The 12,984-nt window shown below is 58.3% G+C and carries 11 protein-coding genes; 2 read left to right on the top strand and 9 right to left on the bottom strand.

What is annotated here, in order from left to right:
- Window positions 1-155: 155 nt before the first annotated feature.
- From J4772_RS32000 to J4772_RS31960, 9 genes are all read right to left on the bottom strand, one after another.
- Window positions 156-1,040 (bottom strand): fumarylacetoacetate hydrolase family protein, encoded by an 885-nt coding sequence (locus J4772_RS32000; protein ID WP_209073018.1) that lies wholly within the window; start codon window positions 1,038-1,040, stop codon window positions 156-158.
- 224 nt (window positions 1,041-1,264) lie between these two features.
- Window positions 1,265-2,077: an amidohydrolase family protein gene (locus J4772_RS31995; RefSeq protein ID WP_209073017.1), complete on the bottom strand. Its 813-nt coding sequence runs from the start codon at window positions 2,075-2,077 to the stop codon at window positions 1,265-1,267.
- A complete protein-coding gene (locus J4772_RS31990; RefSeq protein WP_209073016.1) occupies window positions 2,067-3,254 on the bottom strand; it encodes a mandelate racemase/muconate lactonizing enzyme family protein in 1,188 nt (395 codons plus the stop codon). The genes J4772_RS31995 and J4772_RS31990 overlap by 11 nt, the downstream gene beginning before the upstream one ends.
- A gap of 18 nt (window positions 3,255-3,272) precedes the next feature.
- Complete coding sequence (locus J4772_RS31985; RefSeq protein WP_209073015.1) at window positions 3,273-4,259, bottom strand: Gfo/Idh/MocA family protein; 987 nt, start codon at window positions 4,257-4,259, stop codon at window positions 3,273-3,275.
- Window positions 4,260-4,280: 21 nt separating this feature from the next.
- Window positions 4,281-5,198 carry a dihydrodipicolinate synthase family protein gene (locus tag J4772_RS31980; RefSeq protein ID WP_209073014.1) on the bottom strand — a complete coding sequence of 306 codons (918 nt, stop codon included), beginning with the start codon at window positions 5,196-5,198 and terminating at the stop codon, window positions 4,281-4,283.
- A gap of 16 nt (window positions 5,199-5,214) precedes the next feature.
- A complete protein-coding gene (locus J4772_RS31975; RefSeq protein WP_247740913.1) occupies window positions 5,215-6,228 on the bottom strand; it encodes an alcohol dehydrogenase catalytic domain-containing protein in 1,014 nt (337 codons plus the stop codon).
- 18 nt (window positions 6,229-6,246) lie between these two features.
- Entirely contained in the window at window positions 6,247-7,080 is an 834-nt protein-coding gene (locus tag J4772_RS31970) for a carbohydrate ABC transporter permease (protein ID WP_209073013.1), read from the bottom strand.
- Window positions 7,077-7,946 (bottom strand): carbohydrate ABC transporter permease, encoded by an 870-nt coding sequence (locus J4772_RS31965; protein WP_209073012.1) that lies wholly within the window; start codon window positions 7,944-7,946, stop codon window positions 7,077-7,079. The genes J4772_RS31970 and J4772_RS31965 overlap by 4 nt, the downstream gene beginning before the upstream one ends.
- A 129-nt stretch (window positions 7,947-8,075) precedes the next feature.
- Window positions 8,076-9,401 (bottom strand): ABC transporter substrate-binding protein, encoded by a 1,326-nt coding sequence (locus J4772_RS31960; RefSeq protein ID WP_209073011.1) that lies wholly within the window; start codon window positions 9,399-9,401, stop codon window positions 8,076-8,078.
- Between the two features lie 140 nt (window positions 9,402-9,541).
- Between J4772_RS31960 and J4772_RS31955 the strand changes: the two genes are divergently transcribed.
- Window positions 9,542-11,302 carry a sensor histidine kinase gene (locus J4772_RS31955; RefSeq protein WP_209073010.1) on the top strand — a complete coding sequence of 587 codons (1,761 nt, stop codon included), beginning with the start codon at window positions 9,542-9,544 and terminating at the stop codon, window positions 11,300-11,302.
- Complete coding sequence (locus J4772_RS31950) at window positions 11,295-12,902, top strand: response regulator transcription factor (RefSeq protein ID WP_209073009.1); 1,608 nt, start codon at window positions 11,295-11,297, stop codon at window positions 12,900-12,902. Before J4772_RS31955 ends, J4772_RS31950 begins: the two co-directional genes overlap by 8 nt.
- The last annotated feature ends 82 nt before the right edge of the window (window positions 12,903-12,984 follow it).

Below are 12,984 nucleotides of genomic sequence, written 5' to 3'. Positions count from 1 at the left end.
GTTGCTGTTGCCGATGTGAAATCTGAATAGGTAAACCCGCAACAGGGAGATTTCACATCGGCAAAGGCAAACGCTCCGCTCCTACAGGAGATACATGCCCCCTTTTTCATCGTTCTCTTATCCATAACTTTGGTTCAATCATTGCATGAGCCGTATTAGACGAATCGATTCGTCAGCTTGCCCAGCTTGTCGATCTCTACGTTGACGACGTCTCCCGACTTCAGATAGACGCGCCGTTCCGGCGGAAGGCCGAAGACGACGCCCTCTGGGGTACCGGTCAGGATCAGGTCCCCCGGCTCCAGTGTCATATGGCGCGAGACGTAGCTGACAATCTCCGCGCAAGAGAAGATCATGTCCTTCGTGTTGGAGTTCTGCCGCAGCTCCCCGTTCACCCACGTGCGCAGACCGAGATTTTGCGGATCGCCGACCTCGTCGGCCGTCACCGTATACGGGCCGATCGGGCAGAAGCCGTCCGCCGTCTTGCCGAGCATCCATTGCGATGTGCGCATCTGCCAGTCCCGGGCGGAGACGTCGTTCACGGCGCAATAGCCGTGTACATAATCGAGCGCCTTTTGCTCGTCGACCGAGGCGGCCGTGAGACCGATGACGATGCCGAGCTCGACCTCGTAATCGACCTCCGCCGTTCCTTCCGGAATGCAGATGTCCGCTCCCTGTCCCGCGATCGTATTGCCGTACTTGCTGAATAACAGCGGCACGGGCGGATAGGGCAGCTTCGATTCGTCGGCATGCTTGCGGTAATTCAGTCCGACGCAAATGATTTTGCCGGGATTCGGCACGCAGGCCGCCCAATCGATTTCATCGGCCGCAAGGAGCTTGGGAAGACCTAGACGGCGAATCTCCGAGACATAGTCGGCGAGAGCCTGAAGTCCTTGAGTGCCGGATTGAAGCAGAGCCGTCGGCTCGATTGGAACGCCATCCGCGGGATGGGAGGCCAGCGAGGCTTCTACGTCGAGCACGCCTTCCTCCAACTGCACGCCCAATCGATGCGCCCCGTTTTTTTTCATCGTTAACCATTTCATGTCGTTAATCTCCTTTCGCGCGACCATCCATATGAAAAATTTCCTGCATGTCGGCCCACAAAGAGCCGGACGAAGAGGAGTGCTCCGGGCCATACGGCTTCATGCAGCTTGCGATATTCGTCCCAGCGCTCCGCGCGAACGCGAACAACGCTGCCGAAACGACGCGGTTGCGTCGACATATGCGACATAAAAGCTCCTATCATCCGGAATGGACCGGCTGCCGCTTACAAGCGATAAAATTCCTTAGTCGTTCCTCCGAGCAAAGCATCCAATTCCGGCTGCGAGAGTTCTCCGGCTGAACGAACCAGAGTGTCCAGCGCCTCTTCGTACGGGAGGCCAGCATTCGAGATTGGCCAATCGCTTCCGAGCATAAGTCGCCGGGCGCCGAACAGGCGCAGAGCGGCTACGACAGCAGGAGCTATGGGCTGAGCGACACTCAGGCCGGACAGCTTGCAGTAGACGTTGGGAAATGCAGCGGCACGGGCCAGCTCCGCTTCCCAGGCCGCCATGTCCGGCGTGCCGACTGGCGGCCGGCCGAGATGATCGATGACGATTCTCAGGTCGGGTACGGACCGTGCGATCGTCTCCACATGGCGCAGATGCTTCGGGAATTCCACGCCGGCATCGAACGAGAAGCCCGAAGCGGCGAGCGCGCTTAGTCCTTTCAGAACGTCAGGCCGAACGAGCCAATCGTCGTCCGGTTCGACCATGACCAGATGCCGGACTCCCTTGAACTTCGGATGGCGACCGAACGCTGTAAGCTGCGAAGCGGCTTGCTCCGGGGAAGCAAGATCGACCCAGCCGACGACGCCGGCGATCCAGGGATACCGGTCCGTCAGCTCGAGCAAATACTCGGTTTCGTCCAAGCCGTCCTTCGCTTGCACAACGACGGTGCCGGAGATGTCGGCTTCCCGAAGCAGCGGCTCCAGATCCGGCGGCTCGATTGAGCGGTACAGCTCTCCGAATGCTTCCGGACTCAGGATCGGATAATGCAGCCGCTCGATGTTCCAGAAATGCTGATGCGCATCAAAACGCATGATCGCAGGTGAAGGGGCCCTTGCTCAAAATTTCGCCCGGAATGAACTTGAATTTCTCGATCAGCTCGTCCGTCAGGTTGACGCCCAGGCCCGGAATACCTTTCGGGAACGTGACGAAGCCGTTCTCGTATTTCAGCGGCTCGACCAGCAGCTCGTCGCGCAGCGGGTTAATCGTACGGTCGTACTCCATGACGATCGCGTTGGGCGAGGAAACGATGAGGTGAAGGTTCGCCATCAGCGATACGCCGGACGTGAAAATGTGCGGCGCCATGCGCATCTGGAACGCGTCCGCGATCGCGGCGATTTTCTTGCACTCCATAATGCCGCCGCTGCGGGTGGCGTCCGGCTGAACGATGTCGACTGCGCGTCGAGCGATGAGCTCCTTGAAGCCGTATTTCGTATATTCGTTCTCGCCGGCGGCGATCGGAATGTCGATCTCGGCAGCAAGGCGGGCATAGCCGTCGATATCGTCGTTAATGAGCGGCTCCTCCAGCCAGAACAAGTCGGCTGGCTCCAATCCCCGCGCCACACGCAGCGCCGTGTTGAAGTCCCAGGTCGCATCCACGTAGCTCATGCCGGCGTCGGCCATCAGGTCGATGTCTTTGCCGATGGCGTCGCGGACTTTACGCACCTTCTCCACATCGCCGCGAGGGCTGCTGCCGATCCGCATTTTCAGCGCCGTATAGCCCTCATCCTTATGCCGTAGCATCTCTTCGATCAACTCGTTCTCTTCATTGCTCATGCCCGCGCTCGCATAGACGCGGACGCGATCGCGGCAGACCCCGCCGAGCAGGTCGTACACCGGCCGGTTCAGCGCCTTGCCCACGATGTCCCACAGGGCAATCTCCAACCCGCTAATAATTTTGATCGCGCCGCCTTTACGGCCCCAGTGCAGGGAGCGGACAAACATTTTGCGCCATAGCTTCTCGATGTCGAAGGGGTTTTCCCCGATCAGCATGGCTCGGAAGTGTTCGTCGATAATCGAGGATACCGATTGCGGAATACAGGAGTCCTCGCTGACTTCGCCGATGCCGTGAATGCCTTTATTCGTCCAGATGCGTACAAGGGTCGCGTTGCGCTGCAGCGTCGTCCAGCCCGGACACTGCCAGCGCTCTTCCTCGCTGTAGCGGTAGGACAGGCGAATCGTCTCGATATTCGTAATGACCAACTCGCTCATGAAAATCACCGTCTTTCGTTAAAATGTCAAAGCTTCCACCGTTCCGTTTATGAAGGAGCGTCGCACGGCAGCCGCGATCTCCATCGTTCGCAGCGCGTCGGCCATTGTCGACAGGGGCGACTCCCCGCCTAATAGGCAGCGGCGGACAAAATGCTCGGTCTGCTGCTCGAACATCTCCAGATAGAGCGGGTATTCCCGCTGCGTCTCCGCCGACCCGTTCACCTGGTCGCGGCGGGAGAAGTGCATGCCGCCGGATTCGCCCAGCACTTTAAGCTTGAAGGTCCAAGGATCGCTCGTCTCGTCTTCTCCAGCCCAGGAGACGTACAGATGAGCAAGCGCTCCGCTCTCGAACTCTGCATTTACCGTCACCTGTTCGTCGCCGTCCGGGAAGAGCTCTCGCCGGATCGTCCCCGCGAACGCCTGAATACGTCGGGGTACGCCGAGCAACGCGATCATTAGATAGATCTGATGGCACAGCACTTCGATGGAGGGGCCGTGATAGAGGCGGGCCCGCTCGTCCGGCATCCGGTAAATCTCGCTCATGAACATCGACAGCGGACGGCCGACGGCGCCTTCGCCAATCAGCCGTTTCATGCGCGCCAGCTCCGGCAAATATAAATAACTGTGGCCGGGAACGCACCACTTGCCCTGTTGCCCGGACAAGTCGATCAGGCGGCGGATACCTTCGAGATCGTGGCTGACCGGTTTCTCGACCAATACGTGCTTGCCGTGCTTTAGGACGGCTTCTGCCAGCTCGATGTGGCTTTCCATCGGGGTTAGCACGTAGATCGCCTCAATGTCGTCCGACAGCAAAAGCCGTTCCGTCGTCCGCGCTTCCGCGCCCCATGCAGCGGCTTTATCCTCCGCCAAGCCGACGTTGCGATCGCTGACAGCGACCAGACGGGCGGCGGAGCAGCGCAGGATCGCTTGGGCGTGAAAATCCGCGACTCCGCCGCAGCCGATGAAGGCGATGCGTGCCGGAGATTGGGCGTTAACGCTTCTCATCCTCGTCACTTCCTTCCCGGGTTAAGGCATGAGCGGAGCGCCGAAGCGTTCCCGTACATAATCGCTGTAACGGCGGAGCATCGTTTTCATCGCTTCATCCGGAACGGCGTTCGGCCGTCGACAGACGTCGTTCTTGACGACGCCGCGGGCCTTTAGAATCGTTTTCTCGAATTGGACGAACAGCTCCGCCGCTTGCGTCGTATGGTTCAGAACCGGAAGCAGGTCGTTAAACAGGCGGAAAGCGGTCGTTTTATCTCCGCGCATGAAGGCTTCGTAGACGGCCAGGTAGGGGACGACCATTGCCGCTCCCGGCATCATTCCAACCGCTCCTCGCTCCAGCGAGTCGTACATCTGGACGCAGCCGTTGCCGATAAATACGCCCATCCGTCCTTCGGTCTGCTCGACGATCGAACTGAGCAGAGGCCCCGGGGGCACCGATTCGGCTTTAATATACAGTTCGCCGCCGCGCTGCCGCTCGATATCCAGGAAAGTGGAGACCGGAATGGAAACGCCTGTGACATTCGGGGCATACTGGATCACGACCGGGAGCTTGACGCTGTCCGCTACGGCATGGATGTGCTCGATAATGGCTTCGTTGCCCGGCGGGATGAAGGACGGCGGAACGATCATCACTGCGTCCGCTCCGGCCTCTTCCGCATGGCGGGCGTCCTTGACCGCCAGCGCCGTGGCGTTGCGCGTAATGTTGACGACGACGGGAACGCGGCCCGCGACGTGCTCGACTGTTGTTTCGATCATTAGCCGTCTCTCGGCGTCGTCTATCTTGTAAAACTCGCTGGCGACTCCAAGCAAGGCGACGCCGTGAACGCCTTCGGCGATGACCGTGTCGATGATCGAGCGAAGATCGGAGTAATCAACGTTCGCTCCGTCGTCCGTAAAGGGAGTCGGCAGAATGGGAATGACTCCATGCAGTTTCTTCATGGTTGATTAACCTCCTCTAAATAGACAGAACAATTTTAGCGACTGGGCCCGGATCGGAGAGCAGCAGCTCGAAGGAGGCTTTGCCCTCAGACAGCGGGCTGATCTTGAACCAATCGTCCAAGCCGACGCTGCCATCCGCCAGCCATTGCAGCGCGGTTTCGAAGTCGGCGTCGTCGTAGCAGAAGGCTCCTCTAAGCTTAAGCTCGTTGCGAATGATCACGTTGACCGGCAGCGGACTGTCCGCTTCGTGCAGCCCGGAGAACACTACTCTGCCGCCAAGCCGGGCGTTCAGAGCGCTTTGCATTCGCGTAGCCGCCGCGCCGACGGCATCGGCAACAACGTCGAAGCCGCCTTCGGGCATCACCGCGCGGAGTTCCTCCTCGCCGGTTACGGCGATCGCGCCGAGCTCCTCCGCAATCCGTCGGCGATGCGGATTCAGCTCGGCCAGCACGATGCCACTAAGGCCGAAGCGCCGCGCGGCTTGCAGGAGCAGCAGGCCGATCGGGCCGCCGCCGTAAATCAGCAGCCGGTCGGCAGGGTCCAGCTCCGCCAGTCTGGCCGCGTGTATGGCGCAGGCGAGCGGTTCCGCTAACGTGCCGGCTTCCATGGAGACGGATTCCGGCAGCCGGTAGACGCTGGCGGCCGGAGCCGTCGTATATTCGGCGAACGCGCCGGGGCGGTGAACGCCAACGATCTTCCGGCTCTCGCACAGCTGAGGGCGCCCTTCCCGGCAGCTTCGACAGACATGGCAGGACAGGAGCGGATTAACCGTCACCCGCTCCCCTGGGCTGAAGCCTTGAACGCCTTGTCCAAGCGCGGCGATCGTGCCGGAAAACTCATGGCCCATGACGAGAGGAGGCTTGCGCAGCGAATTGTGCCCGAGGTATCCGCTCAGCTCCGAGCCGCAGATTCCGGCTTTAGCTACGCGAATCAGCACCTCGCCGTCTGCCGGCTCAGGGATCGACATTCCCCGGACGTTCATCTCTCGCGGACCCTCGTAGACGAGGGCGCTCATCAGCGTTTTTCCCATTGCGAATCATCCTTTCGGTTATCCTTTGACGGCCCCGTCGGCGAGGCCGGAGACGAAGTAGCGCTGCAAAAACAGGAAGACGATCAGAACCGGCAGCGAGGCGAGTACGACAAGGGCGAAAATCTCGTCCCAGTTAGTGCTGTACTGACCGACGGCCATATAAATTCCGGTCGTGACGGTGTAGCCCTTGGTCGAGCCGAGCAGTACGAGCGGGTTCAGGAAGTCGTTCCAGACGAACAGGAACAGGAAGATGACGACGGATGCGGTCGGCGGCTTCAGAATCGGGAAGATGATGCGCCAGAAAATCTGAAACCCGTTCGCGCCTTCCATCATGGCCGATTCGTCCAGTTCTTTCGAAATCGTGCGAATAAAGCCGGTATAAATAAATGCGGTAAACGGGATGTACCATCCGGTGTTGTACAGAATCAGCCCGGTTTCGGAAAACATCAGACCAAGCGCCCGCAGCAGCTTAATGATCGGAATGAGGATGACCTGGGGAGGAATCATCATCCCGCCCAGCAGCAGCAGGTAGGCGAAGGTGAAGAAGCGATGCTTCGTTCTGGCCAGCACATACGACATCATCGAACCGAGCGCGACGAGGCAGACGATGGAAGCGATCGTAATAATCGCGGTCGTGCCGTAGGCTTTGAAAATATTGAACGTCGGCGTGAACGCCGCTTCGGCGAAGTTGCGCAGCGTCAGCTTCGCGAACGGGATGCCCATCGGATCGGAAACGATTGCGTCCTTCGGCTTGAAGGCGTTGACGACCGCGATATAGAAAGGGACGAGCAGCACGAGGCAGAGCAAAATCAAGAAGACGTGCCGCAGTCGGTTGGCCGCGCGTTCGCTCATAAGATCCGCTCCTCTCTCTTGCGCAAATAAAGGGTCATGACGATGGAGATAAAGGCGACAAGCGCCATCAAAATGACGGCCAGCGAAGCGGCGTAGCTGAACCGGTTCGTGTTGATGCCGAGCTTGACGATCGTGAAAGCGGCCGTCTCCGTCGCGCCCCCGGGCCCGCCGTTGGTCAGGACCGCGATGCGGTCGTATTCCCGCGCCAGCGTTGTGAAGATGAAGATCATGCACATCGTCATGCTGGGCGCCAGCATCGGGAAGGTGACGCTGCGGAACGTCTGCAGCCGCCCGGCTCCGTCGATCTTGGACGCTTCGTATAGGTCGTTCGGTATGCCCTGCAAGCCGGCGAGATAGAGAACGATGACGCCCCCAAGGTTCTGCCAGACGATCAGAATCGTAATCGTCAGGATGGCGTTACTCGGGACGCCGAAGATTTCCAGCTTCGCTAAGCCAAGCTGCTCCAGTACGCCGTTGAGAATGCCGTTATAATTCAGAATCGCTTTCCACAGGAAGCCGACGACGACGGCGCTCAGCAGCAGCGGGAAAAAGAATACCGAACGGTACAGATTGGTCATGCGGCCGGGCTTGTTGAGCAGCACGGCGAACAGAAGGCCGAGCACGTTGATCGCCAGCGTGCCCGCGATCGTGATGACGGCGGTCACGCGCAGGGCGCGCAGAAAGTCGGCATCCGACAAGGCGGCGATAAAGTTGTCCAAGCCGACAAGCTGATAGACCGGACTTAGTCCGTCCCAATCGTGCAGACTGTAGTAGACGCACATGCCGATCGGGATCATCATGAAGATCAGGTAGACGAGGAAGCCCGGGGCAAACAGAAGTCCCCGCGTCCATACGTCTTTTCTCATAGTCGATTCACTCCCTTGCTTGCGAGATCCGGCGGGAAAAAGGAAGGGTACAGGCGACGAGCGCGTGTACCCTTGGCGTTCGATTCGGGACTGCGGTCAAGCCAGCCGCGGATCGGGCGTCCGGGCCTCTTACTTGTTCTTCTCCCAATAATCGTCGAGGCTCTTCATTTCCTTGGCGAGCTCGCTACCGTTCAGTAGCAGGTTCTGTCCAACCTTGGCCAGTTGGTTGCCGAGCCCGTTCACCGGGAAATCCCCGGCGCGCTGCGTCTCGTAGCCGGACATCGTGCCTGCTTCCGCAAGCAGATCGGCAATCTCCTGCTGCAGCGGAGAGAACTCGTAGTTGTCCGGCTCGGCGAGACCGGAGAACATGCCGTCGCTAGCGGCGAAAGCTTTGTGAAAATCGGGATCGAGCACCAAATACTTGGCGAACTTCAGCGCGGCTTCCGGATGAGCCGTCGTATTCGATACGGCGAAGCTCGTTCCGCGGGAGCCGGACATGTACGTTTTCTCCCCATCCAGCGTAGGCGGAGCGAACACTCCGGCCTCGAAGCCCGGATCGGCCGCCGCATAGGCTGCAGTGAACCAGGAACCCATCGGATACATCGCGCCGTTGCCCTTGAGGAACTCCTGCTCGACCTGCTCATATCCGATGCTAAGCGCGCCTTTGTTGAAATAGCCTTTGGCGGCGAAATCTTTGTAGCGTCCGGCGACGGCCATCCAGTTTTCGTCCTGATAGCTGACTTTGCCGGCGTTCTTGTCCGCGTACCAGTTCGGATTTTTGCCGAAAATCTCCGGACCGGTCAGAATGGAGAACGTCAGAGTCGTCATCCAGTCGCCCGCGGTCAAGAATGGGGTGATGCCCGCTTGTTTCAGCTTGTCGGCGACCGCTTCAAGCTCGTCCCATGTGCGAGGAAGCTTCTCGATGCCGGCTTGGGCGAACAGGTCCTTGTTGTAGAAAATTTGCGTGTGCGGTTGCAGATAGGCTTGGAGCGTGTAGAGCTTGCCTTCGAGCAGCAGCGATTCGTAATCGTTGATTTTCTTAATGTCGTCGTCGATCGGAATGTCCATCAACGCTCCGGCCTTGGCGAAATCCTGATAGGAGATGTTGCTTAGCACGTCCGGGAAATCTCCGGCAGTGAGCAGCGTCTTCGCATAATTGTCGTTCAAGCCCTCAAGCGAAGGAGCCTGAATCCGCTTGACTTTGATGCCGGGATTTTTCGTCTCGAAATCTGCGATCCATTTGTCCCAGAATTCTTCCGTCAGGTTGGTCGTGATGAGGGACAAAAAAGAAATTTCCACCTGCTCTTCAGGTGTTTGGGACGACGACTGACCAGGAGAAGCCGACGGACTGCCGGATGCGACCGGATCGTTGCTTTTGCCGCAAGCGGCGGTGAACGCCAAGGACAGAACAAGCGTCGAAGCGGCTGCCAGACGCGGCCATTTTCTTGTTTTCATCTGATGATCCCCTTTCGAATCTTGTTGAGATTTGCTACAGTTCTAGTATATTTCGAGGCGGAAAACGCTCTCTACAGGAATAACTTGCGATTTGCTGGACGAATTAAACGAATTCGCACCGCGAGGACAGGAGGGTGCCGATGTTAGCCAGATTATACCGTAATTTGATTGGACGGTTTGTCTTCCGCAAGCTGACGCTCGGCATCGGCGCGGCGCTGCTGCTCGTGTTCGTGCTGATCGGGCTGCTAACGTATTACCGGTTCTACGGATTGCTTGAGGAACGGGAAAATGATTTGCTGAAGGTCCGTACGGAGCTGTTGCGGGAAGAACTGGCCGATCTGATCACTCAGTTCAAGCGGGAGACGATCGCCATCTACCCGCTGAGCGGAACACCCGGCTATTATTCCCGCTTTTTACCGGAGGGCGTTGCAAGGACGGAAGAGGAGGCGATCGCGGAACGGAAGTATTTCACCGGACTGCAATCCTACATGCTGGAGAGAAACGCGAACGTGATGTCGGTGCTCATGTACCGAGGGGCGGATGGAGCACTTTTTCACAAGAGCCGTTATCCGTCGGCCGCCCTGGATCGCGAGTTCGATTTGACGGGTTTGTTCGCCGCATTGCCTCAAACCTACGAATACCCGTTCATCGGGCGCGTAGACGGCTTGTACGGCAATATAGATCGTCCGCTGCTCTATCTGATCAATCCGTTATTCGACTTTTCTGATATTCGCGCCGACAACGCTACGGGATATTTTATGACGGTCATCGATTCGCGCACGTTGTTCGGCAAGTTCATGCCGACGGAGGAGCGGGATGGACGGGTCGTCATTCGCCAAGCGGGGAGGACGCTTCTGGACAGCCGCGAGGGAGAGGAACTGAGCGAAGAAGTGATGCTGCGGGCCTCAGCGGACATTCCTGCATACGGGATAAGCGTTGCCGGCATGGTTAGCAAAGCCAGCATTCAGGGCAGGCTGTCCGAGATTACGCTGTTAATCGTTGGAGGGCTGTTCGCGATTTGGATTCTATGTATGCTGCTTATCCATTACATTCTTGGCTTTGTCACCAAGCGACTCCGCGGCATGACCCAGCATTTTAAGCGCGTGCAGGCCAATCCGTTCGCCGAGCCGATGGAGAACACCGGCAACGACGAGATCGGCGATCTGATCGACCGCTTTAACCGAATGACCCGGGAGCTTCAGGATTATATCAACCGGGTGTACGTGGCGGACGTTCAGAAGAGCAATGCGGAATACTTGGCTCTGAAAATGCAGATCAATCCCCATTTTCTGTACAATACGCTGGAATCGCTACGGATGCAGGCGGTCGTCGGCAAGCAGCCGGAAATGGCGAACAAGCTGTTCTATCTCGGGCGGCTGTACCGCTGGCTGCTTAAAACCGAGAGCGAGGAGATTCCGGTCGAGGAGGAGCTTCGGTATACCCAGTATTATCTCGATCTGCTGCTGATGGGGAAGACGAAACAAGTCGAGCTGGAGGCGGAGAGCGACGAGGATTTGCGAGATTGCATGATGCCGAAGTTCAGCTTGCAGCCGATCGTTGAAAACGCGATTTTGCACGGGGAACTGGAGAAGGCGGAAGATCCGTTTATTCTTCTGAAAATCGGGCGCGAGCGGGAAACGGGAGCGCGCCTGATCGAAATCTGGAACAACGGCAAGGGAGCGACGCTCGCCGAACAGGCCAAGCTGAACGATTGGCTGAACGCCAAGCACGTCATTCCGACGGAGCATCTCGGACTGAAAAACATTCACGAAAGAATCCGGTCCTATTATGGGGACGCTTACGGCCTGTTCGTCAATTCCTTGCCTCCCGAGAAGGGGTTTTCCTTGACGATGAAGCTTCCGGCCGATTCCACACCGAGAGGGGCGCATAAGCATGCCTAAGCTGCTGATCGTCGACGACGACGAATATATCCGCAACGGATTAAAGCATCTGATCGATTGGGAAAATCTCGGCATCGAGATCGTGGGAGAGGCTGAAGGCGGAAACGAAGGCTACGCCATGTTTCTGAGCAAGGCGCCGCACCTCGTGCTCACCGATATTCGCATGCCCGGCGGCAACGGGCTTGAGCTGATGGAGAAAATCCGCAAGAAAAACTGGAACACGCATCTCATCGTGCTGAGCGGCTATGACGATTTCTCCTACGTTCGACAGGCGATGAAATACCAGGTGGAGGATTATTTGCTCAAGCCGGTCGATCCGGGCGAGCTGGAGGAGATCGCCAAATCCTGCGTGGAACAGATCGAAAGCCGATGGATGGACGAGCAAATCCGCCGGGAAACGTTCCAATTGCTTCGCAACAATGTATTAAACCGCTGGGTAGAGAACAGAATCGAAGACGAGCAATTGCGAGAGAAGCTCGATTTTCTGAAAATTCGAGTCGCGCATACGCGTCTCATTCAGGCTGCGGTGATTGGGTGGAAGGATGCGAGAGAGGGAGCGCTAACCGAGGCGGAGCGTAATTTCCGTTCTTTCGCGATCTATAACGCGATGGACGAACTGCTCGCGGAGGAGGGAAAGGGCGTGGCGTTCCTCAACGCCGGACAGCAGATCGTCTGTCTGCTATTTGGCGAAGGGAAGGATGCCGAGGCGTTCGCGGACGCGAATCTGGCCTGGCTGCGAAGCGCGTCGGAGAAATGCTCGGGTCTGTTGAAGACGCCGTGGTACTGCGCGATAGGCAAACCCGCGGAGCGTTTGCACCTCGCACACGTCTCGTACGGAGACGCGCTGCGCCTACTGGACGGCATGGAGCAGACCGGTCCCGCTCAATGCGCAGACCGCCGTTCGCTGGCTGCCGCTTCCGCGGAAGCCGGGCATGAGGCCAGCGATCACGGGCAGATCGTTCCCGCTCTGGCCGCCGGTCGCCGGGAGGAATGGGAGTCAGCGTTGGAACGGGATTTCGCGGTCTCGCTGGAACAGGACGACCCGCTGGCTGCGGCAAAATACATCGCTTCGGAATGGATCGCAACCGTGAAGGAGGCGCTGCGGCTGCTTCGGGCCGAGGATGCTCGTCAACGCTTGCCGGAAGAACTGTTCGCCCGGCCGTTCGCGTCCGCTACGGTTCCGGCGATTCGCCAGGACGTGCTGCGTCTGCTGGAGGCGGTCGATGAAATCGTCCGAGAGCTATCCTCCCACGAGAAAAATCGGCTGACGGTGGAGACGGAACGATATTTGCGCGAGCACTTCCGCGAGGAGTTGACACTGCAAATGGTCGCCAACGAGCTGCATGTAAGCCCGATCTATCTGGGGCGCCTTTTCAAAGCGGAGACGGGGGAGTTTTTCAGCGATTATTTGAATCGGCTGCGGCTTGAGGACGCGATGCAACAGCTTGCCGGGACTTCGCTTAAGGCATCGGAAATCGCGTCTTTATGCGGATTCTCCGATTCGAATTATTTCTTTCGCAAATTCAAGCAGAAGATCGGAATGTCCCCGACGGAATACCGGACGGCTGCCGCTGCGGGGATGCGGGGCGAGTTGCAGTAAAAGCTGAAGCTATGTTCGATGTAAAGGTACTTTGCTATCCGCGGCGGGCATTTTTTGGAAGGTTGTCAACCGGGCGGTGATT

This window comes from Cohnella sp. LGH, from assembly GCF_017671885.1.
GTDB classification, from domain to species: domain Bacteria; phylum Bacillota; class Bacilli; order Paenibacillales; family Paenibacillaceae; genus Cohnella; species Cohnella phaseoli.
Note: the sequence above shows the minus strand (reverse complement) of the source record. Positions and strands in the feature narration are given on the sequence as shown.